The 22,171-nt window shown below is 62.3% G+C and carries 20 protein-coding genes; 10 read left to right on the top strand and 10 right to left on the bottom strand.

The annotated features are described in order from the left end of the window. Nucleotides 1-95 precede the first annotated feature (95 nt). The 4 genes from rpsU (at nucleotide 96) to FHX11_RS19905 (ending at nucleotide 4,438) form a co-directional block, all read left to right on the top strand. Nucleotides 96-308 (top strand): 30S ribosomal protein S21, encoded by a 213-nt coding sequence (gene rpsU / locus FHX11_RS19920; protein ID WP_003585885.1) that lies wholly within the window; start codon nucleotides 96-98, stop codon nucleotides 306-308. Nucleotides 309-446: 138 nt separating this feature from the next. Then, nucleotides 447-1,322, top strand: coding sequence for a tetratricopeptide repeat protein (locus FHX11_RS19915; protein ID WP_184359786.1), 876 nt, complete (start codon nucleotides 447-449; stop codon nucleotides 1,320-1,322). A 117-nt stretch (nucleotides 1,323-1,439) separates the two neighbouring features. After that, nucleotides 1,440-2,534 carry an FAD-binding oxidoreductase gene (locus FHX11_RS19910; RefSeq protein WP_184359785.1) on the top strand — a complete coding sequence of 365 codons (1,095 nt, stop codon included), beginning with the start codon at nucleotides 1,440-1,442 and terminating at the stop codon, nucleotides 2,532-2,534. 242 nt (nucleotides 2,535-2,776) lie between these two features. Further along, on the top strand, nucleotides 2,777-4,438 hold the full coding sequence (locus FHX11_RS19905; RefSeq protein ID WP_184359783.1) for a sensor histidine kinase: 1,662 nt from the start codon (nucleotides 2,777-2,779) through the stop codon (nucleotides 4,436-4,438). A 449-nt stretch (nucleotides 4,439-4,887) separates the two neighbouring features. Here the strand turns inward: FHX11_RS19905 and FHX11_RS19900 are convergent, their stop codons facing one another. The 7 genes from FHX11_RS19900 to FHX11_RS19870 all read right to left on the bottom strand — a co-directional run bounded on the left by FHX11_RS19900 (nucleotide 4,888) and on the right by FHX11_RS19870 (nucleotide 12,352). Further along, nucleotides 4,888-5,142 (bottom strand): hypothetical protein, encoded by a 255-nt coding sequence (locus tag FHX11_RS19900; RefSeq protein WP_184359781.1) that lies wholly within the window; start codon nucleotides 5,140-5,142, stop codon nucleotides 4,888-4,890. A gap of 82 nt (nucleotides 5,143-5,224) precedes the next feature. Continuing rightward, nucleotides 5,225-6,619 (bottom strand): NAD(P)(+) transhydrogenase (Re/Si-specific) subunit beta, encoded by a 1,395-nt coding sequence (locus tag FHX11_RS19895; RefSeq protein WP_184360651.1) that lies wholly within the window; start codon nucleotides 6,617-6,619, stop codon nucleotides 5,225-5,227. A gap of 10 nt (nucleotides 6,620-6,629) precedes the next feature. Further along, nucleotides 6,630-7,028, bottom strand: a complete 399-nt coding sequence (locus tag FHX11_RS19890; protein WP_184359779.1) for an NAD(P) transhydrogenase subunit alpha — start codon at nucleotides 7,026-7,028, stop codon at nucleotides 6,630-6,632. Beyond that, nucleotides 7,029-8,192 carry a Re/Si-specific NAD(P)(+) transhydrogenase subunit alpha gene (locus FHX11_RS19885; RefSeq protein ID WP_184359777.1) on the bottom strand — a complete coding sequence of 388 codons (1,164 nt, stop codon included), beginning with the start codon at nucleotides 8,190-8,192 and terminating at the stop codon, nucleotides 7,029-7,031. It lies immediately after the preceding gene. A gap of 113 nt (nucleotides 8,193-8,305) precedes the next feature. Further along, the gene (locus FHX11_RS19880; RefSeq protein WP_184359775.1) at nucleotides 8,306-8,530 is read right to left on the bottom strand and encodes an aa3-type cytochrome c oxidase subunit IV; all 225 of its coding nucleotides are present in this window, start codon (nucleotides 8,528-8,530) and stop codon (nucleotides 8,306-8,308) included. Between the two features lie 171 nt (nucleotides 8,531-8,701). Then, nucleotides 8,702-11,017, bottom strand: a complete 2,316-nt coding sequence (locus FHX11_RS19875) for an EAL domain-containing protein (RefSeq protein WP_184359773.1) — start codon at nucleotides 11,015-11,017, stop codon at nucleotides 8,702-8,704. 228 nt (nucleotides 11,018-11,245) lie between these two features. Further along, nucleotides 11,246-12,352: a TRAP transporter substrate-binding protein gene (locus FHX11_RS19870; protein WP_184359771.1), complete on the bottom strand. Its 1,107-nt coding sequence runs from the start codon at nucleotides 12,350-12,352 to the stop codon at nucleotides 11,246-11,248. A gap of 297 nt (nucleotides 12,353-12,649) precedes the next feature. Here FHX11_RS19870 and FHX11_RS19865 point away from each other — a divergent pair, with 297 nt between their 5' ends. After that, the gene (locus FHX11_RS19865; RefSeq protein ID WP_184359769.1) at nucleotides 12,650-13,438 is read left to right on the top strand and encodes a gamma-glutamyl-gamma-aminobutyrate hydrolase family protein; all 789 of its coding nucleotides are present in this window, start codon (nucleotides 12,650-12,652) and stop codon (nucleotides 13,436-13,438) included. Here FHX11_RS19865 and FHX11_RS19860 read toward each other — a convergent pair whose 3' ends face one another. The 3 genes from FHX11_RS19860 to FHX11_RS19850 form a co-directional block, all read right to left on the bottom strand. Beyond that, nucleotides 13,439-14,407: a 2-hydroxyacid dehydrogenase gene (locus FHX11_RS19860; protein WP_184359767.1), complete on the bottom strand. Its 969-nt coding sequence runs from the start codon at nucleotides 14,405-14,407 to the stop codon at nucleotides 13,439-13,441. 31 nt (nucleotides 14,408-14,438) lie between these two features. Then, the gene (locus FHX11_RS19855) at nucleotides 14,439-15,461 is read right to left on the bottom strand and encodes a LacI family DNA-binding transcriptional regulator (protein ID WP_184359765.1); all 1,023 of its coding nucleotides are present in this window, start codon (nucleotides 15,459-15,461) and stop codon (nucleotides 14,439-14,441) included. Between the two features lie 122 nt (nucleotides 15,462-15,583). Next, entirely contained in the window at nucleotides 15,584-16,096 is a 513-nt protein-coding gene (locus FHX11_RS19850) for a MarR family winged helix-turn-helix transcriptional regulator (RefSeq protein ID WP_184359763.1), read from the bottom strand. Between the two features lie 86 nt (nucleotides 16,097-16,182). Between FHX11_RS19850 and FHX11_RS19845 the strand changes: the two genes are divergently transcribed. From FHX11_RS19845 to FHX11_RS19825, 5 genes are all read left to right on the top strand, one after another. Continuing rightward, a complete protein-coding gene (locus tag FHX11_RS19845) occupies nucleotides 16,183-16,974 on the top strand; it encodes a creatininase family protein (protein ID WP_184359761.1) in 792 nt (263 codons plus the stop codon). A gap of 153 nt (nucleotides 16,975-17,127) precedes the next feature. After that, on the top strand, nucleotides 17,128-18,216 hold the full coding sequence (locus FHX11_RS19840) for a GTP-binding protein (protein ID WP_184359759.1): 1,089 nt from the start codon (nucleotides 17,128-17,130) through the stop codon (nucleotides 18,214-18,216). Further along, nucleotides 18,216-19,205 carry a WD40 repeat domain-containing protein gene (locus FHX11_RS19835; protein ID WP_184359757.1) on the top strand — a complete coding sequence of 330 codons (990 nt, stop codon included), beginning with the start codon at nucleotides 18,216-18,218 and terminating at the stop codon, nucleotides 19,203-19,205. Before FHX11_RS19840 ends, FHX11_RS19835 begins: the two co-directional genes overlap by 1 nt. Nucleotides 19,206-19,221: 16 nt before the next feature. Further along, nucleotides 19,222-20,037 carry a serine O-acetyltransferase gene (gene cysE, locus FHX11_RS19830; RefSeq protein WP_184359755.1) on the top strand — a complete coding sequence of 272 codons (816 nt, stop codon included), beginning with the start codon at nucleotides 19,222-19,224 and terminating at the stop codon, nucleotides 20,035-20,037. Nucleotides 20,038-20,531: 494 nt separating this feature from the next. Then, entirely contained in the window at nucleotides 20,532-22,160 is a 1,629-nt protein-coding gene (locus FHX11_RS19825) for an alkaline phosphatase family protein (RefSeq protein ID WP_184359753.1), read from the top strand. Nucleotides 22,161-22,171: the final 11 nt, after the last annotated feature.

The raw sequence follows: 22,171 nt of genomic DNA, 5'->3' as shown, positions 1-22,171 counted from the left end.
CAATCGCAAGGCTGCGGCCGCGCGAACGTTATATTTTTGCCTCCTGGCGCTGCAGTTGCCGCTGGCATCAACCAAACCAAAGGAACGTGATTCTCGTGCAGGTACTTGTCCGCGATAACAATGTCGACCAGGCTCTCCGCGCTCTCAAGAAGAAGATGCAGCGCGAAGGTATTTTCCGCGAAATGAAGATGCGCGACTACTATGAAAAGCCGTCGCAGAAGCGTGCGCGCGAAAAGGCTGAAGCCGTTCGCCGTGTTCGCAAGCTGGCACGCAAGCGTGCACAGCGTGAAGGCCTGGTTGCACGCTAATCGTCGTTTTTTCGACGTTTTCAGATGCATGTGTGGCGGGGGCGAGTCGTTCGCCGCCGCCTTTTTGATTTATTCTCCCTGCAAATGAGATTAAATCAGAACAGCCTGATATGACGCATGGGGAAAGCGAACCCGATAATGGCAATCACGACGTCCGAACAGTTCCGCACTTCGAACCTCACCTCCTTTGTTTCGAAGCGCGCTGCTGCCCTGCCAGCTCTGGCGCTTCTCGCTGCGATCGGCCTTTCCGGCTGCCAGACCGCCTCCACCGATACGGTCATCCGCATCGACAAGGCGCAAGGCTCCTCGGAAAACATCGCCTCGCTGACATCGGTCATCAACGCCAATCCGCAAGATCCGGAAGGCTATAACGTCCGCGGCACCGCCTATGGCCGCGGCGGCGAATTCAGCCGCGCGCTTGCCGACTTCAACCAGGCGCTCCAGCTCAATCCGAAGTTCTACCAGGCCTATGCCAACCGCGCGCTGGTCTACCGTAACATGGGCAAGCTGCCGGAAGCGGTCGCGGACTACAATGCCGCGCTGCAGATCAACCCGAATTACGATGTCGCCTATATCGGCCGCGGCAATCTCTATCGCCAGTCCGGCCGCGACAACGACGCCTTCAACGACTATTCGAAGGCGATCAGCCTCGGAACGACGGACGGACGCGCCTATAACGGCCGCGGCGTGATCTATCAGAAGCGCAATCAGCAGGACAAGGCGATCGACGACTTCTCGAAGGCGATCTCGCTTTCGCCGAATTCGCCCGAGCCCTACAACAGCCGCGGCATCTCCTATCTCGCGCAGAACGACGACGACAACGCCTTTGCCGATTTCAACCACGCCATCGATCTCGACAACAAGGTTGCCGAATCCTGGGCGAACCAGGCGTTCGTGTATGAGCGCCGCGGCGACAAGGCCAAGGCGCGCCGCTCCTATCAGCACGCCGTCAATCTCGACCCGAACTATCAGCCGGCCCGCGATGGCCTGGCGCGCGTCAGCACCGGCGCCTGATATTTCGACATAGTATCAAAGTGGTGGGCCGCCCGGCGATCATTCGCCCGGCGGCTTTTCTTTGCGCCTTGCAGCGCATAGTCTCGGCCCGCCCCACCTTCGAACGAGACAAGCGACATGCCCTCCTCCCAGAAAATCCCCAGGAAAATCATTGTCGTCGGCGCCGGCATCATCGGCGCCTCCATCGCCTGGCATCTGGCCCGCAAAGGCGCATCCGTCACCGTGATCGCCGAGAAGGCCGGAGGCGAGGCCACGCCGAACTCCTTCTCCTGGATCAATGCGAGCTGGGGCAATCCCGAATTCTATTTCCGCCTCCGCCATCGCTCGATGGCCGAATGGTCGCGATTGGCAAGGGAGGTTCCGGGCCTGCCGCTATCCTGGTGCGGCAGCCTCTGCTGGGATATGCCGGAGGCCGAGCTGGACGCCTATCTCGCGCAGCATCACGGCTGGGGTTATGACATACAGCCGGTCAACCACGCCGCGATTGCCGCCATCGAACCCAATCTCGCCGATCCGCCCGCTTTCGCCGTGCATGTCGCCGAAGAAGGCGCCGTCGAACCCGTTGCCGCCGCCAACCTGCTGCTGGAAGACGCCGTCCGCCACGGCGCGACGCTATCCTACGGCACCAGGGTGACGCGGCTTCTGCAGACCAATGACAGGGTCGTCGGCGTCGAAACGGCGGATGGCCCGCTGCTCGCCGATCACGTCGTCCTCTCTGCCGGTGCCGGCATCGTGCCGCTCGCCGCGTCCGCCGGCGTCGACGTGCCGCTGGACACACCGCCGGGCCTCATCGCTCATTCCCGCCCCGCACCCCGGCTGCTGAACGGCCTGGTGATGGCGCCGGGGCTGCATATGCGCCAGACATTGGAAGGCCGCATCATCGCCGGCAGCGATTTCGGCGGCACCGATCCCGGCATCAACCCGCAACGGGCCGCCGAAGATCTCCTCGCCAAGGTCGGATCCATGCTGCACGGCAGTGACGGGCTCGAACTGGATTTTCACACGATCGGCTACCGTCCGACCCCGAAGGACGGCTTTCCGATCATCGGCGGCGTGGATGGCGTGCCCGGCCTCTACCTTGCCGTCCTGCATTCTGGCGTTACGCTGGCGCCGATCGTCGGGCTGCTGGCGTCGGAAGAAATCATCGGCGCCCAGTCCCGTGCAGAGCTTGCGCCATTCCGCCTGTCGCGCTTCGCAAAGACAGGCGAATGATATCAACCGAAACAACCTCAAGTCGACCGCACATGCATCCGGAGCGTCCGGCGTCACTTACGATTTCGCGGCGATGACTTTTCGTATGTTGCAACAGGATTCACCCAGCCCTACGATGACGCTTTCGAGAACATGCCGGTTGGGCAAAGGCATGGGGGCGCTGGGCTTGATGACGAGAACCATGATTGCTGCTTTCGCTGACGTGTTCGAACCGTATGGTGGTCCGATCGGTTGATCGCGTTATGAAAAAGCTGCGCTTCCCGAGGGCTTCGATTGGGGCTTATTTGATCGCCATCGCATTGGCGATCGCTTTGCCGATCCTGGCCTTTGTGGCGCTGCTGCTGGTTCAGCTCGAAAATAACGAGCGCGACGTGCTGAAACGCGACACGGTGCAGGATGCACAGGCGCTGGCCCGCACCATCGACCGGCAATTGCAGGACATGGCGACGACGCTGCGGCTGCTGTCCTCCTCGCCGGAGCTGGAACACAACGATATCGCCACCTTCTTCTACCGCACGGAGACGGTGCTGCGCACCGATTCGCTGTTCGTCCTGCTCATGGATAGGGACGGCCAGATGCGGCTGAATACGCGCTGGCCGCTCAGCAAGCCGCTCGGCAAGACCGGCAATATGCCGGCCCTGCAATCGGCGCTCGATTCGGGCCGCATCGAAGCCTCCGACGTCTTCGTCGGCTCGAACATCCACCGATGGGTCTATAACGTCACCCTGCCGCTCGATCATTCGCCCGCCGGCGCGGCGCTGGCCATGACGCAGGATGCCGACGAACTCGCCAAGCTCGTGACGACCGATGCCCTCGCCCCCGGCTGGTCGGCCGCCGTCATCGACAGTTCCGGCCATATCGTCGCCGCCAGCGGCCCGGCCAACCATTCTCCCGGCGATCCGTTCAACAAGGATATCCTGCCAAAACTGATCGCTTCCAGCGGCGTCTACCAGGATGAAAAAGTCCTGCCGCATTCGCTGCTCGGCTATGCGCAGATTCCCGGCTGGTCCTGGAAGGCCGTGGTCTGGGGACCTGTCGCCTCGGCGCAGGAATCGCTGATGAGCACATGGCGCTTCCTGATCTATGGCGGCGTCACCCTGCTCCTGGTGGCGCTGATCGCCGTCTATGCGCTCGCCCGGCAGGTGCGCACCACCATACAGAGCATCGCCGACATGGCGAACCGGATGGGCCGCGGCGAGATCGTCCCGCCGGTCGAAACCAGCGTCATCGAGGCCAATCAAGTCTCCGTCGCCCTGTCCAACGCGTCCTTCGACCGCAGCGAGACGGAAGACCGGCTGCATTTCGTCATGCACGAGCTTGTCCACCGCACGAAGAACCTGCTCGCGCTGGCCCAGGCCATGACCCGTCAGCTCGCCCGGCAGACCGACAGCGTCGATACCTTCCAGCGCGCCGTCGCGGATCGGCTGGAAGGATTGGCACGCTCGATCGAGGTGCTGACCAGCGAACAATGGACCGGCGTGTCCCTGAAGCGGGTGATCGATATCCATCTCGCCACCTTCCTGCAGGGGCCACAGCAGCTCGACGTCAACGGCCAGGATTTCCTGCTGAAGCCGGAGGCCGTGCAGAATCTCGGCCTGGTCCTGCACGAATTGGCGACGAATTCCGTAAAATATGGCGCGCTTTCCGCCCCCGAGGGGAAGATCGCCATCGCATGGACAAGCGAAATCGGAGAGATCGGGCCGACGATCCGGCTCACCTGGACGGAAAGCGGCGGCCCGACCGTCAAGCCGCCAACGCTCACCGGCTTCGGCACCACCGTCACCAAGGCCCACGCCGCCTCCGCCTTTGGCGGCAACGTCGAGATCGACTTCAGGTCTACGGGCCTCGTCTGGGAACTGACGGCGCTGCGCAGCACCATGGAGCGCGAACGCGAGCGGGCGTGAGGTCCGTGACTACTCGTCCCGCGGTGTGAACCGGAGTTTCAGTACCCTGTTTCGCTCGACAATCGCCGTCCTTATCTTTTCAAAGAAAGGCTCCGGCAGAAAGCCGTAGTCGATGACGCCGGGCCTATCCGGCCGCTCCCGGAGATCATAGCCAGGCCATATGAAACGGTTGAGTTCAGTGATGCGAACCCAATGCCTCTCACCATCGAGACCAAGCCGCCTACAAATTTCACGGGGTATCTCTATCGATGCGCTCGGATCGGAAGGCTCAGGTTCACTATGCGTTATCGGCACCACGACCGTTTGAAAATGGCCGGCATCGCCAAGCTTCGTCGCCAGGACGATTGCGCAGGGACGATTCTTGGCCGCTTCATAGATACCGCGCTCGTGCTCACTGCTCCAAAGAAATGCATAGCGAATGACAAGACCAGGCGCCGGCTGAGGATATCTCACCTGGGCACGACACCGTATTGAGCGTTCTCGATATCGGTGATCGTTTCGTCGTCAAGCTCGCCGACGACAAGAACTTCGCGTTCCCTGCGCTTCAACATTTCATAATGCGCCAGTTCACTGGCGGAGAGATAACCGCCGACAACGCGGCCGTGACTGGTGATCTCGATGACCTTACCGGCGATCGCCTCATCCTGATATTTTGCGAAGCTGCGTGAAAATTCGGTTGCGGAAACCTTCAATGCGCCAGCCATGTCAGCACTCTCTAGAAATACACACTTTACGTATTTTACGTGTTTTACGTATTTCGTCAAATAGGCCCGAATTTAAATCGTCCTACTCGTTCATCGCCTTGACGATATCCTCCGTCACCTTCTTGGCGTCGCCGAGCAGCATCATGGTACCGTCCTTGTAGAACAGCGTATTGTCGATACCGGCATAGCCGGAGCCGAGGGAACGCTTGACGAAGAGGCAGGTCTTGGCCTTGTCGACATCGAGGATCGGCATGCCGTAGATCGGCGAGGTCTTGTCGTCGCGCGCCGCCGGATTGGTGACGTCGTTGGCGCCGATGACATAGGCGACGTCGGCCTGGGCGAATTCCGAATTGATGTCCTCGAGCTCGAAGACCTCGTCATAGGGAACGCTGGCCTCGGCGAGCAGCACGTTCATATGGCCGGGCATGCGGCCGGCGACGGGATGAATGGCATATTTCACCTCGACGCCGTTCGCCTTCAGCCGGTCGGCCATCTCACGCAGCGCGTGCTGGGCCTGCGCCACCGCCATGCCGTAGCCCGGCACGATGATGACCTTGGAAGCATTCGCCATCAGATAGGCGGCATCCTCCGCCGAACCGAGCTTCACGGTCTTGTCGCTGTTGTCGGTGCCGCCGGCAGCCGCCTCGCCGCCGAAGCCGCCGAGGATGACGGAGATGAAGGAGCGGTTCATGCCCTTGCACATGATGTAGGACAGGATCGCGCCCGAAGATCCCACAAGCGCGCCGGTGATGATCAGGGCCAGATTGCCGAGCGTGAAGCCGATGCCGGCCGCCGCCCAGCCGGAATAGGAATTCAGCATCGACACGACGACCGGCATGTCGGCGCCGCCGATCGGCACGATCAGCAGCACACCGAGCGCCAGCGCCAGCACGACGATCGCCCAGAAATCGAAATGGCTCTCGCTGATCGCCAGGCCGACGATGAAGAACAGGATCAGCGCCAGCAGGCCGGCATTGATGAAATGACGATAGGGCAGCAGGATCGGCTTGCCGGACATGCGCCCGTCGAGCTTCAGGAAAGCGATGATCGAGCCGGTGAAGGTCAGGGCGCCAATGGCGACGCCGATCGCCATTTCGACGCGGGCCTCGGTATGGATCGAGCCGATATTGCCGATGCCGAAGGAAGACGGCGTATAGAGCGCCGCAGCGGCGACCAGCACGGCCGCAAGACCGACGAGCGAATGAAAGCCGGCGACAAGCTGCGGCATCGAGGTCATCGGGATGACGCGAGCGATGTAGGCTCCCGCCCCGCCGCCGATGGCAAGGCCGAGAACGATGAGCACGAAACCGCCGAAGGACGGCGTCGCCAGCACAAGCGTCGTGGCGATGGCAATCCCCATGCCGACCATGCCGTAGAGATTGCCGCGCCGGCTTGTGGCCGGATGCGACAGGCCGCGCAGCGCCAGGATGAACAGCACGCCGGAGACGAGATAGAGAAAGGCCGCGATATTGCTCAGCATGCCGCCCTCACTTGTCTTTCTTCTTGTACATCGCCAGCATGCGCTGGGTGACAAGGAAGCCGCCGACGATATTGACCGAAACCAGCACCAGCGCCACGAAGCCGAAGCCGGTCGCAAGCCCGCTCGCGGAAATGCCGACCGCCAGCAAGGCGCCGACGACGATGACCGAGGAGATGGCGTTGGTCACCGCCATCAGCGGCGTATGCAGCGCCGGCGTCACCGACCAGACCACATAGTAACCGACGAAGATCGCCAGAACGAAGATCGCAAGCTGGAAAACGAAAGGGTCGATCACGCCGCCGGATGCGGCGCTGACGGCCTCCGGCGCCTGCGCGGCGGCGGTGGTGACGGCGGCAACCGCGTCGTTCAATTGCTGGAGCGCCTGATCCATTGCTTGGCTGGCCATTTAGACATCTCCCTTGTTGACCGTCGCCTGATCGGGATCGACGAAATTCGGATGCACAACCTCGCCGCCGTCGGTCAGCATCGTTGCCTTGATCAGTTCGTCGGCGCGGTTGAGCCCGAGGCTCTTGCTATCCTTGTCCACCATCGTTTCGAGAAAGGTGACGAGGTTTTTGGCGTAGAGAGCAGACGCGCTCGCCGCGACGCGGCCGGCCATGTTGGGATAGCCAACCACCTTGACGCCTTCGACATCGGCGACGATCCCAAGCTCGGCGCCCTCGATATTGCCACCGCGCTCGACGGCGAGATCGACCGCGACGGCGCCGGGCCGCATCGCCCTCAGCATCTCGCGGCTGACGAGCCGCGGCGCCGGGCGGCCGGGGATCAGGGCCGTGGTGATGACGATATCCTGCTTGGAAATATGCTCGGCGACGAGGGCCGCCTGCTTGGCCTGATAGGCGGCCGACATTTCCTTGGCATAACCGCCAGCCGTTTCCGCCGCCTTGAACTCCTCATCCTCGACGGCGATGAATTTCGCGCCGAGCGAGGCAACCTGCTCCTTGGCGGCCGGCCGCACATCGGTGGCCGACACCTGTGCGCCGAGGCGCCGTGCCGTCGCGATCGCCTGCAGGCCGGCAACACCCGCGCCCATGACGAAAACCCTTGCCGCCGGCACCGTTCCCGCCGCCGTCATCATCATCGGCAGCGCCCTGTCATAGACGGCAGCGGCCTCGATGACGGCCTGGTAGCCGGCGAGATTTGCCTGCGACGACAGCACATCCATCGACTGGGCGCGCGTGATGCGCGGCATCAGCTCCATGGCAAAGCTCGTCAGCCCAGCCTTCGCCATCTCGACCAGCGCGGCCTCGTTGCCATAGGGATCCATGATGGCGATAACGATCGCACCGCTCTTGTAGCCGCCAATCTCCTTGCGTGTCGGTCGCCGCACCTTGAGGACGACGTCGGCACGCTTGGCATCCTTGGCGGCGCCGATACGCGCGCCGATGGCCTCATATTCACTGTCCGGAATGCGCGACGAGGCACCGGCGCCCGCTTCCACGACGACGTCGAAGCCGAGGCCTTTCATCTTCTTCACCGTTTCCGCGGACGCAGCCACCCGCGTCTCGTCCGCCACGGTTTCCTTGGCGACAAAAACCAGATTGCCCAACGACATCCCCTCGCATCAAACGACAGCGCTACCGGAAACGGCGGCGCAACAGCCTGCAGAATCCCAGAAAAGGCGCGGGCCGAAGGCCCGGCGTCGATCAGCGCGACGAAATGTCAGCGCCCGAATAGGATGCTGGCGATGGAGAGAACGACGAAGATGAGGAGACCGCCGAGGAAACCGGCATGGCCGAAGAAGCCGGCCGTCATCGCGATCAGGAGCGCGACGATGATGCCCGTTCCGACCTTCGCACCCACGATGAACCGGTCATAGGTTTTCTCATGCTCCTTGTAATCCATAGGAGCACCGGTTTCGATCGGTCCGGTATGATGTTCGGCCATGCAAAAGATCTCCCCTCAATCCGCTCGCGGCAAGCCTGGCAATCGTCTGCCGACCGAGCTTCAGCCTCAAAAGCCGCGACACCCCCGAAGATGGCGCCACAGCCAGATTTCCTCTACCGAGGCGTTACACAAAGCGCGAAAAAATGCAATGCACGAGAACGTCGCAGAGCTTCAATAGGCCTCGACCGAGCTGCCCTGGGCAATATCCGGCGCCGGATGGCGGACGAGACTTGCCGCCATCTCGCTGATCCTCTGCGGCGGCAGCGGCAGCGAGAACACGTAGCCTTGGACAATATCGGCCAGGCCACGCTCGTTGATGACAATCAATTGCTCCGGCGTTTCCACGCCCTCGATGACGACTTCCAACCCGAGGCTGCGCGAGAGATCGGCGATGCCGCACAGAAGCTTGAAACGGCGGTCGTCGCCGGTAATGTCGCGCACGAAGGAACGGTCGATCTTGACGATATCCACCGGCAGCGAATCGAGATAGCTGAGGCTGGAAAAGCCGGTTCCGAAATCGTCGATGGCGATGGTGATGCCCTTGGCGCGCAAATCGGCGAGAATCGCCCGCACGGTGACGATCTCATCCATCAGGCAGCTTTCGGTCACCTCGAGATGCAGTCGCGACGGCTCCAGTCCCGACGCCTCCAGCGCTTCCGTAACGATGGCGACGATATCGTCGCCGCGCAGATCCTGCGCCGAGAGATTGACCGAGACCGAAAGCGGCCTTGGCCAGGCGGCGCAATCCCGGCAGGCACGGTTGAGCATGAAGCGCGTGATGTCGGTGATGATGCCCATCTCCTCGGCGACCTGTACGAAAACATTCGGCGGAACCGAGCCTCGTTCCGGATGCACCCACCGCGCCAGCGCCTCGCAGCAATCGATATGGCGGCCATCCGGTGTGAACATCGGCTGATAGACGGCATGCAGCTTGCCGGTCTCGATCGCCTCGCGCAGATCGTCCTTCAGCCTTTGCCGGTCGATATAGCGGGCGTCCATCTCCGGTTCGAAGGCGGAGCAGCCGCCCTTCATGCGCGACTTGGTATCGAACAGCGCCAGGTCGGCCTTGATCTGCCATTCCTCCGGGCGGAATTCGCCGCGCCTCATGGTCACGTAACCGCCGCTGAAGGAGATACGCAAACTGTGGCCGTCCACCTCATAGATGCCCGACATCGCCGCATGCAGGGCGGATATCCGGGCATCCAGGTCCCGACCGCCGTCCTCATTCGAAAACAACAGCACGAACTGGTCCGCGACCAGGCGCGCGCAAAGTACGGTGTCGCCAGCCGCCTCCCGCAGCCGCGCGGCGATGGTGACCAGCAGCCGGTCGCCGGTCACATGTCCCTTGGCATCATTGACATGCTTGAAATCGTCGACGTCGAGAACCAGGATGCCGACCGGGCGGTCGCCGGTGCCTGCGGCCAGCTTGTCCTGCGTCAGTTCGACGAAATATTCGCGGTTCGGCAATCCCGTCAGCGGATCGAAGCGCACCATGTGCAGGACCCGGCGTTCGGCCAGGACACGCGCCGTCACATCCTCGAAGATCAGGATGACGATGCCATCGGCGCGGCGGCTTGCCGAGAATTCCAGAAACAGGTCCTCGCCGAACTCGATCAGCGCCCGCGACAGCGTGCCGTCGATGAGCCGCGCGATCTGTTGCTGGATCAGACCGGGCAGCGATCCGTCGATGACGGCATGGCGCGCGCTGTAACGCAGCACGACATCGAGTTCGCAGTCCCTGAGCTGCTCGGGATGCGCCAGGTTCAGGAGTTCGCAGGCCTTGCGATTGGCGACGAGGATACGATTGTCGGCGTCGAGCATGAAGAGGCCATGCGTCATGTTGTTCAGCGCCGTGTCGAACCGGTCGGCGATCAGCGATATCTCGCGGGAGGCTATGACGTTCTTGTAGAGAAACTCGCGCAGGCCATTGGCCATGGAGCGCGTCGTCAGACCGAACGGCACGAGCATGATGGAAACGATGGCCTTGTAGGGCTGTCCAGACATCAGGCAGGCAACGATGATCGGCAGGCAGCATGCCAGGGTCTGCAGGTCGATCGCCTTGCGCGAACCATAGTTGCGACCGAGGATCGATACCATCGACCCCATGGTCACGGCGATGCAGATGAATTCCGCCAGCGGATTCTGGACCACCAGAATGGCATAGCCGCTGGCGACGCCCAGGATCGCGGCCACCGCCGTCGCGCCGAGCACATAACGCATTTCCCAATGCGCGATATCGGCGCGCGAAAACGTGCTCTTGTCGGCCGCGTCGAACTGGCGGAAGGAATGGATGCGGAACGCGAAGACCGCAGCCAGCGCGACGCAGAAACCCAGATAGACGCCGGCGCCGGTACTGAGCACGATGACGACATAGCTCAGGATATGAACGAACAGGCCCGTAAGCAGCGTGCTACGGTTTGCGAAAAGCGAACTGACGAACGACAGATACACATCCGTCGGTACGGTGTCCGGGCTTTGAGGCTTCATTCAGAGTTCCCCTGATGCGGCGCGAACCCTAGGCGAAACACTTTAAAATTTGCTTGCCCAAATAGAATGCATCCGGGCGAATTTTCCAATTATGTCGGTAACTTACGTGGAATCCAGTGCGATACCGCACCGTATTCGTGCGCCCGCTCGAAACAAATTCTACTTGGGCTATAATTCACGAATCTCTAAATGCTAAACTAGAATATGATCATCCATCGGCCTTACCGGTCAAAGCTTGCCGGCCCGCTGCTGAATCATCATGAACGTGTCGAAAGTGTACTCGGAAAGCTGCATCCAGAGATAGGCATCCTTCTTGTAGGCAACCTGATCCTCATAGATACGCTTGAAGTACTCGTTCGATTTCGAGAGATCGGCATAAATCCCGGTCGCCGCCTGGAAACAGGCTTCGAGAATTTCCTGGCTGAAGGGCCGCAGGGTCACGCCCTGCCCGACGATATCCTTCAGGGCCTGCGGATTTTTCACATCGTATTTCGCCAGCATGTTGGTGTTGGCGAAGGCGCAGGCATCCGCGAGGATGGCCTGATAGGTCTTCGGCAGGCCGTTCCATTTTTCCAGGTTGAAGAAGGCATGCACGACGGCGCCGCCCTCCCACCAGCCGGGATAATAATAATATTTGGCGATCTTCTGGAAACCGAGCTTCAGGTCGTCATAGGGACCGACCCATTCGACCGCGTCGAGCGTGTTCTTTTCGAGCGCATCGTAAATCCCGCTGATCGGCAGATCCTGCTGCGGCACGACGCCGACCTTCTCGATCACCTTGCCGGCAAGACCGGCAATGCGCATCTTCAAGCCCTTGAGATCGTCCAGCGTGTTGATTTCCTTGCGGAACCAGCCGCCCATCTGCACGCCCGTATTGCCGGCCGGCAGACCGAGAATCCCCTGCGTGGCATAGAACTCGTTCATCAGCTTGTTGCCGTCGCCCTGGTAGAACCAGGCATTGGTCAGCCGGGCGTTCAAGCCGAACGGCAGCGCCGTGCCGATGGCATAGGTCGGGTCCTTGTTCCAGAAATAGTAGGAACAGGTATGCGCCGCCTCGACGGTGCCGCCGCTGACGGCATCGGCCGCCTGCCCGCCGGGCACGATCTCGCCGGCCTCATGCACCTGGATGACGAAATTGCCGTTGGTCGCATCCGCGACATGCGCCGCGATATCCTCGGCGCCGCCGTAGATCGTATCCAGGCTTTTCGGGAAAGAGGACGTCATGCGCCAGGTGACCTTGGGAAACTCCTGCGCCAGGGCGGGGCTTGCCAGCGCGGAGGCGGCTGCGCCCGCGCCGACTGCTCCGGCTCGTCTGATGAACGAACGGCGATCCATTACATAACCTCCCACACGGATGGCGTTGCGGGAAATATGTTCTCCCGATCATGGCGCGAACGATGGAGCTAACCACGCCGCGCCGCGTCTTTCAAGTTTGCTTTTGCACTGCATTATGGCGATTCCTGTACATCATCATGACGAATGGAAACAAAGCCTTGCCGTAACCGTCGCGCGTTGCCGAACGGAGGATCTTGGCGTAGTTTCATGCCCTATACGATCCGTTGCGCCGTTGGCATCGATGTCATTGCGAAGTCTCGGCCAGCAACGGAAATTCGCACCTTTCCGGAGCCTTGCATGTCCAGACCGATCATTGCCATTCCCGCCGATATCCGCGAACTCGACGGCGCGAGCTGGCATGCGGTGCAGCAGCAATATGTCCGCGCCGCCGTCAAGGCCGCCGGGCTCATGGCGCTGATCGTGCCGGCCCTGGAGGACGGCAATGACGCTGACGCCATTCTCGACCGCGTCGACGGGCTGCTGGTGTCCGGCTCCGCTACCAATGTGCATCCCTCGCTCTACGGCCGGCCGGCGCGCGACAGCGACGGTCCCTTCGATCCGGCCCGCGATGCCACCTCGCTACCGCTCATCCGCCGCGCCATCGAGCGTGCCATTCCCATGCTCGCCATCTGCCGTGGCATCCAGGAGCTGAACGTCGCGCTCGGCGGCACGCTCGCCAGCGAGATCCAGGAGCAGCCGGGCATATGGGATCATCGCAAGCCGCAGAATGTCGACCGCGATACGATGTATTCGATCCGCCAGAGCGTTTTCGTCAAGGAAGGCTCGTGCATCGCCGGCGTCGTCGGCCCCGGCGAAGTGCGCGTCAACTCGCTGCATCGCCAGGCGATCGCCGACACGGCGCCGCGGCTGCAGGTGGAGGCTGTCGCCGAGGACGGCACGATCGAAGCCGTTTCCGTCATCGACGCCAAGGCTTTTGCCGTCGGCGTGCAATGGCACCCGGAATATTGGGCCGAGACGGATTCGCCCTCCCGCAAGCTGTTCGTGGCCTTCGGCGATGCCGTGCGCGACTATGCGGCGTCCAAGGAGCAGCCGATGGCGGCTCCTTGGCTCCAATCGGCCGTCTGATCAGCCCTTCGGCTTGACCGGGGTTTCCGGCACAGGCGTCAGCGCCGCTCCCCTGGAAAACCACTCGATGAGATTGTCCGCCACCAGATCGGCCATGGCGTTGCGCGTCGGCACCGAGGCGGATGCCACATGCGGCAGCAAGACGGCGTTCGGCAAGGAGAGATAGCCAGCCGGAACGTTCGGCTCGTCATAGAAGACGTCGAGGCCGGCCGCGCCGAGCGTGCCGTTTGCGAGGGCCGCGATCAAGGCGTCGTCATCCACCGACCAGCCGCGCCCGACATTGATGAACACGCCCTGCGGTCCGAGCGCCGACAGAATCTCGGCATTGATTACCCTATGGGTCTCCGGGGTCTTCGGCACGATGGAGATCAGCGTGTCCACCGATTCCGCCATCGCCTTCAGCGACGGGTAATAATCGTAGGACAGTTCCTTGCGGGGCGAACGGGTATGATAGCCGATCTTCACCTTGAACGGTTCCAGCCGCTTGGCGATTTCCTGACCGATGCGGCCGAGGCCGTAAATGCCGACACTGCGTCCCTTCATCGAGAAGGGCGACAGCGGAAACGGCCCCTCCTTCACCCAGTGCCCCTGGCGCAGCCAGCTTTCCGCCAGCGGAAACTGCCGCAACGTGTTGAGCAGCAGCGCGATTGCGGTATCCGCCACCTCGTCATTCAGGACATCCGGCGTATTGGTGACGACGACGCCCTTCGAGGCGGCGTGGTTGACGTCGATACCGTCATAGCCGACGCCGAAATTGGCGATGACCTCGACATTCGGGAAAGCATCGATCCAGGCAGCATTGAAGCCTCCCGCCACGGCAACGCCACGCACGCGCGCCGCCGTCCCGGCATCGATCTGGGGACTGTCGCTGCGGTCGGTGGCGATGACATCGAAATGGCCGCCCAATCTTTCCAGTACACGCGGATGTATCTTCCCCGGGACGAGGACGGCAATGCGGTTATCGGACATGAATCTTTCCTCTTGAAGATGCGGTTCGGCGCTACTGGCGGGCCAGATAAGGAGCCGTCGACTGACGGATGCGCATTTCCGGCTTGATAAGATGGATACCATCCGGCTCATGGCTGCCTGCCAGCCTATCCAAAAGTGCGCGCGCCGCAAGTCTTCCGACCTCGGCCTGACCGTTCCACACCGTCGTCAGCGCCGGCGTGGCGATCGCCGCCTCCTCCAGATCGTCGTAGCCGGTGACCGAAATATCCCTGCCCGGCACCAAGCCGGCGCGGGAAATGCCGTTCATCAGGCCGATGGCGACGAGATCGTTCCAGCAGACGGCCGCCGTCGGCTTCTGCGGCAGCGACAGAAAATGCACCGCCGCCTCGAAACCGCCCTGCTTGGAGCGAGCGCCGGGAATACGCAGATCCGGATCGACCTCGATGCCCGCCTTGCGCAGGGCGTTGACATAACCCTGGTAGCGATCGCGGCCGGTCGAGGTCTGGTCGGTGCCGCCGATCATCGCGATGGTGCGGTGGCCGAGGCTGATCAGATGGTTGGTGGCGAGCGAAATGCCATAGCTGTCGTCGCCGCGATAGGTCGGCAGGTCCAACCCCTCCATCGAGCGGGCGACGAGGATGGCCGGCATGCCGTTTTCCTCCGCCAGATCGAAATCCTCCGGCGGCGTGCCGATCGCCGGCGACATGATGACGCCGTCGCCGCCGAGCTGCAGCAGGGTTTCGATGAAGGTCCGCTGCTTCTCGACCGAATCGTAATGGTTGGACAGAATGAAGGTGTGGCGGCTGCGGTCGAGTTCGCTTTCGATCGACTTGAGGATTTCGCCATAGAATGGGTTCATGATGTCGTGGACGACGACGCCGATGATGCCGGATCGCGACGTTCTGAGACTTGCCGCGCGGCGATTATAGATATAACCGAGCGCCCGCGCCTGATCCTTGATCTTTTCGCGCGTATTGACCGCCACCAGCGGGCTGTCGCGTAAGGCAAGGGATACGGTTGCCGTTGAAATGCCCAGCGTTTCCGCGATGGTAGACAGTTTTATCTTTTGCGCCATGCGCTCCCCTCCCCCGTGAAACGCAGCCGAATATACTCTTCCGTCCGTTGTGGGATTCCGGAATTTAAAAACTTTAATTAAAAGCTTTAATCACGCCGCGCAACTCGAATCCTCTGGGATTCTTAAAATTCCTCGTCCTCGTCGTCGGGTTCGCCGGCCTGCAGGTTGCCCTCGATCGCTTTCAGCAACCGCACCAGCGAGCGAACGTCCTTTTCCGAGAAGCCGCGGGTGGCGAGCTCGTCGCAGGCGGCGGCCGAGCTTTCGATCTCGCCGACGCTGTTGCGGCCGGTCTCGGTGAGGTAGACCTTCGTCAGCCGCGCATCCTCGGCATCCGGCCGGCGCTCGACGAAGCCCTGCGCCTCCATGCGTCCGATCGTGCGGGTCATGGTGGGCGCCTTGACGCCGAGCTTCTGCGCCAGCGTACCCGCCGGCAGGCCGTCGCTCGCCGCAAGCGCCAGAATGACGCCATCCTGGCCGGCATAGAGGCCGCTTGCCGTCAGATTGCGGGTCAGAACCGTACGCATGGATCGCGCGGCCTGCGTCAATGCCGGAGACAGATCGGCAAGCGTATAGTCGCTGTGGTCCTTCTTTTTACCCGACTTACTTTTCTTTCCGTCCTTGTTCTTCTTACCCATCGTGATTCCGTTGCTCTTTCCGCCGCTGCATCATCACGTTATGACATTGCGCAGCTTAATGACATAAACAAGAGGCACACCCTTAGATGGCACAGCCTTTGCCGCATTTCGATGACAATGATAAAACGCTGACATCGGCCGATCGGGAAAACTGGATTGCCGTGCTGCCGCTTGGCGCCCATGAGCAACATGGGCCGCATCTGCCCTTCGAGACCGACACACTGATCGCCGAGGGCATCGTCGAACGCCTGATAGCCGCCCTCCCCGATGATCTGCCGGTGACCTTCCTGCCGGTCGAGCCGGTCGGCTACTCCATCGAGCATCTGGATGTCGCCGGCACGAAGACGTTCGGCTTCGATGAGGCTGTCAACCGCTGGCTGGGGATTGCCAGGGACATGCACCGCCTCGGCATCCGCAAATTCGTGATGCTGAATGCCCATGGCGGCAACTCGCCCCTGATGACCATCGTGACGACCGAGACGCGCATCCGCCTCGACATGCTGGCGGTGGCGACCAGCTGGACACGATTCGGCGTGCCGGACGGCCTGATCTCACCGGAGGACAAGGCCATCGACATCCACGGCGGCGACATAGAGACCTCGGTGATGCTGGCGCTGCGTCCGGACATGGTCGACATGAAGAAGGCCGCGGACTTTCCCTCCCGGCAGTCCGATTTCATCCAGCGCTTCAAGCATCTCAGGGCCTACGGGCCGCATGCCTTCGGATGGAAGATGTCGGATCTGAGCGCCGAAGGCGTGGCGGGCAATGCGCGCGCCGCGACGGCAGAGAAAGGCGAGCGGCTGATCGCGCATGCGGTAAACGGGCTAGTGGAGCTTTTGCGGGATGTCGATGCGTTTGATGTGGAGACGCTGGGGTAAAGCCCAATCGACTGCCAGTCCCAAACCTAATGTGATCTTATAACATACAAAAGCCTTTGAACTGGCGCCGCCAACTCCTTATATGGAACCCGATCATTTTCCGCCCCCGGGGAAAATCCCATATTTCGAGGCTCCCCATACTTCGAGGCTCCCATGACCGAAACAGCCACGCAAAAGCCCATTCCCGTCACCGTTCTCACCGGCTATCTCGGCGCCGGCAAGACGACGCTGCTGAACCGCATTCTCTCCGAAAACCACGGCAAGAAATATGCCGTCATCGTCAATGAATTCGGCGAGATCGGCATCGACAACGATCTAATCGTCGAGTCGGACGAAGAAATCTACGAGATGAACAATGGCTGCGTCTGCTGCACCGTGCGCGGCGATCTCATCCGCGTCGTCGAGGGCCTGATGCGCCGTCCCGGCCGTTTCGACGGCATCATCGTCGAGACGACAGGCCTTGCCGATCCGGTTCCGGTCGCCCAGACCTTCTTCATGGACGACGATGTCCGCGCCAAGACGGAGCTCGATGCCGTCGTCGCCCTCGTCGATGCCAAGCATCTGCCACTGCGCCTGAAGGACAGCCGCGAGGCCGAAGACCAAATCGCTTTTGCCGATGTCGTCGTCATCAACAAGTCCGATCTCGTCTCCGCGGACGAACTGGCCCAGATCGAGGATATCGTCCGCGCCATCAACCCGGCTGCCCGCGTCTACAAGACCACCCGCTCCGGCGTTGATCTCGCCCGCGTCCTGAACCAGGGCGCCTTCAACCTCGAGCGCGCGCTGGAAAACGATCCGCATTTCCTCGAGCACGGCCATGAGGACCATGTCTGCGGCCCGGATTGCGATCACCATCATCACGACCATGATCACCACCATCATGATCATGACCACCACGATCACGATCATGGCCATCATCATGCCCCCTCGCCCATCCATGATGTGACCGTACAGTCGGTGTCGCTGCGCGGCGGCGAGATGAACCCCGACCGCTTCTTCCCCTGGATACAGAAGGTGACGCAGACCGACGGCCCGAACATCCTGCGGCTGAAGGGTATCATCGCCTTCAAGGGCGACGCCGAGCGTTACGTCGTCCAGGGCGTGCACATGATCATCGAGGGCGACCATCAGCGTCCCTGGAAGGACGGCGAAAAGCATGAGAGCCGCCTGGTCTTCATCGGCCGCGAACTCGACCGCGAAAAGCTGGAAAAGAGCTTCAAGGCCTGCGAGGCGGCTGCCTGATGCCGACTGTCGCGCCGCTTGATATCGACGGCCACGTTCTGGCCGTCGAGTTTTTGAAGGATACCCCCTTCTTTGCCAGCGCCGCCGGCGTGATCCATCGGCTCGAAGGTGGGGAAAAGGTGACGGAAGCCCATCAGGGCATGCTCACCTGCATTCGCGACCCCCATAGCGACAGCCTGATTTCCGGCGGCGAGGACGGCAAGGTCCTGCGCATCTCAGCCGAAGGTGAGGTGACCGTGCTTGCCGAAGCGCCGCGCAAATGGATCACCCAGCTTGCCGCCGGCCCGCAGGGCGCGGTCGCCTATGCTTACGGAAAAAGCAGCTTCGTGCGGCTCGCCGACGGCACCACCAAGGAATTTCCGGAGGAGCGCACCGTCGAGGGGCTCGCCTTCGCGCCCAAGGGCCTGCGCATCGCCGTTGCCCGCTACAATGGCGTGTCGCTGCATTGGGTCGGCATGAGCGCGCCGCCGGTCAATCTGGAATGGAAGGGCGCCCATACCGGCGTCACCTTCTCGCCGGACGGCCAGTTCATCGTCACCACCATGCAGGAAAACGCCCTGCACGGCTGGAAGCTCGACACCAAGCCCGGCGCCGAAGCCCGACACATGCGCATGACCGGCTATCCCGCCAAGGTGAAGTCGCTGTCCTGGTCGAACAAGGGCAAATGGCTAGCCTCCTCCGGCGCGCCGGCCGCGATCGTCTGGCCCTTCCAGGGCAAGGACGGCCCGATGGGCAAGTCGCCGCTGGAGCTTGGCACCCGCGCCAATATCATGGCGACGTCGGTCCAGTTCCATCCGGTGGAGGATATCCTGGCGATCGGCTTCGTCGACGGCATGATTCTGGCCGTGCGCATCGGCGACGCCAAGGAGGCGCTCTTGCGCCGGCCGGGCAAAGGTGCGATCACCTCGATGAGCTGGAGCAAATCCGGCAAGCTGCTCGCCTTTGCCTCCGAGGCCGGCGACTGCGGTGTCGTTGATATTTCCGCCTGACAAGGAAGACGAGACCATGGCCCAGACAGGATCGGCGGCTGCCGGACACTCCCCTGCCGCATCCGGCAGCGTCTGGGACGTGATCCGTCATGAAGCCGGCGAACTTGCCGGCCGCGAGACGACGCTGCGACCGCTTCTGACGGCGCAGATCATCGAAGCGCGTTCGGATGCCGAAAGCCTCGCCAACGTGCTGGCCGCACGGCTAGCGGTGGCCGGTGTCGCATCGGACAGCTTGCTTGCCCTGTTCCAGGATGTGCTGGCGCGGCATGCCGAAATCCTGCCGTCGACCGAGGCGGATCTCGTTGCCGTGCGGACCCGCGACCCCGCCTGCACGACCTATCTGCATGCGCTCCTGAACCTCAAGGGCTTCCACGCCCTGCAGACCCACCGGATCGCCCACGCGCTGTGGAGCGAAGGGCGGACGGAAATCGCCATGTGGCTCTCCAATCTTGCCTCGCTGGTCTTCGGGCCGGATATCCATCCGGCGGCGCGGATCGGTTCCTCCATCATGTTCGACCACGGCTCCGGCATCGTCATCGGCGAGACCGCCGTCATCGAGGATGAGGTTTCCATCCTGCAGAACGTCACCCTCGGCGGCACCGGCAAGGAAACCGGCGACCGCCATCCGAAGATCCGCCATGGCGTCATGATCGGTGCGGGCGCGAAGATCCTCGGCAATATCGAAGTCGGCGCCTTCAGCAAGGTGGCGGCCGGCAGCGTCGTCGTGAAGCCCGTTCCTCCCCACTGCACCGTCGCCGGCGTCCCCGCCACCGTCGTCCGCATCCACCGCGCCGACGAAATTCCGGCTGAGACGATGGATCAGAATATTTAGTTTCCCCCTGTGAGAAACTGTGGCCGCCTCGTCCTTCGAGGCACCGCCGCCTTCGACAAGCTCAGGGGCTTCGCACCTCACCCCATGAGGGCGGAAGGAGTACGGCTCCATCTCGCCCCCTAACAGCTCGGCAAGCTCATCCTTCGGCGAGCTCAGGATTGAGGACGGAATGAGCTATGCAGGACGAGAGGGTGAGCCGTCATGGTGAGGAGGCCCGAAGGGCCGTCTCGAACCACGAGGGCGGATGGAAGGCATGGCCACCACCCGTGACATAAGGTAGCATCCTCACACCCGCTTGCCGCAACGGTGCCGAATCTCTCTTCTCATCTCAGCAAAATCAATCGCTTGACCATGCCTGTCCTCCTCGTCGCTGGCCCATGCACGACCTGCCTTCATGGAACTGTCACGGACGCTTGATAGCCCGGCATGGTTCCCTCTGTTCCGGCGCGGCGCAAAAGCGCCGGGACAATGCCCCCACTCGAGAGGATATCACCATGACCCGTCTTTTGCGCCGCGCCGCCCTTTCCGCCGGCAGCGCGCTTGCCCTGATTTCGCTCTGTTCCGCCGCCAGCGCCGCCGATATGGCGCCGGCAGGCAATACCGCCACGCCGATCAAGCACCTGGTGGTCGTCTTTCAGGAAAACGTCTCCTTCGACCATTATTTCGCGACCTATCCCAAGGCCGCGAATGTGGCCGGCGAGCCGGAATTCAAGGCCGCCGACAATACGCCTGCCGATATCAACACCCTCGCCAATGCCGGCCTTGTCGACAGCAATCCGAACAAGACCAATGCGGCGAACGGCGCCGATGCCGCCGCCCCCTTCCGCCTCGACCGCACCCAGGCGGCGACCCAGTCGCAGAACCACGGCTACACCGCCGAGCAGGCGGCTTACGACAATTTCGCCATGGACCTCTTCCCGGCCAATACCGGCAAGGGCACCAAGGGTGCCGCCGGCGCCTTCGGCACCAAGGGCCAGGTCATGGGCTATTACGACGGCAATACCGTCACCGCCATGTGGAACTATGCTCAGCACTACGCGCTGAACGACAATTCTTTCTCCACCAACTTCGGCCCCTCCACTCCCGGCGCACTGAACCTGATCTCCGGCCAGACCAACGGCGTCATCCTGCCGCCCGGCTACACGCTGGAGAAAGACGGCACCTATTCCAAGGGCCGCATCGTGCCCGACGGCAATGGCGGCTGGACGGCCATCAGCGACTTCGACCCAACCGGCGACGTCTGCTCCGTCGGCCAGACGGCCCTGATGTACGGCAAGAACATCGGCGACATGCTGAACGAGCACGGGATCACCTGGGGCTTCTTCGAAGGCGGCTTCGATCTGACCCAGACCAACGCCGACGGCACGACGGGCTGCAAGCGCGCCACGACCTCGGCCGTCACCCAGGTCAACAGCGCCGACTACATCCCGCACCACCAGCCGTTCCAGTACTATGCCTCGACGGCCAACCCGACGCATGCACGCCCCTCCTCCGTCGCCGCCATCGGCACGACGGACGCCGCCAATCACCAGTACGACATGACCGATTTCTTCGCCGCGCTGAAGAACGGTACCATGCCCACGATCAGCTTCCTGAAGGCACCCGCCTATCAGGATGGCCATGCCGGCTATTCCGACCCTCTCGACGAGCAGGAGTTCGTCACCCAAGTGGTCAACACCGTGCAGGATTCGCCGGACTGGAAGGATACCGCGATCATCGTCCTCTACGACGATTCCGACGGCTGGTATGACCACGCCCACGCCGTCGTCAATCCGTCGAAGATCCCGATCAAGGGCTATGACGTGCTCTCCGGCGACGGCTGTTCCACTGGCACGCCGCTGCCAGGCCTCAACGGCCAGCCGGCGCAGGGACGCTGCGGTTACGGCACCCGCCAGCCGCTGCTGGTCATCTCGCCCTACGCCAAGACCAACTTCGTCGACCATACGCTCACCGACCAGACCTCGGTCATGCGCTTCATCGAGGATAACTGGATGGGCGGCGCGCGCCTCGGCGGCGGCTCCTTCGATGCCATTTCCGGCTCGCTGAACGCCATGTTCGACTGGTCGAAGGGTGACGCGCCGAAGCTGATCCTCGACCCGAAGACCGGCAACAGCGCATCCTGACCGGAACGAGG

This window comes from Rhizobium sp. BK602 (genome assembly GCF_014195095.1).
Classification (GTDB): domain Bacteria; phylum Pseudomonadota; class Alphaproteobacteria; order Rhizobiales; family Rhizobiaceae; genus Rhizobium.
Note: the sequence above shows the minus strand (reverse complement) of the source record. Positions and strands in the feature narration are given on the sequence as shown.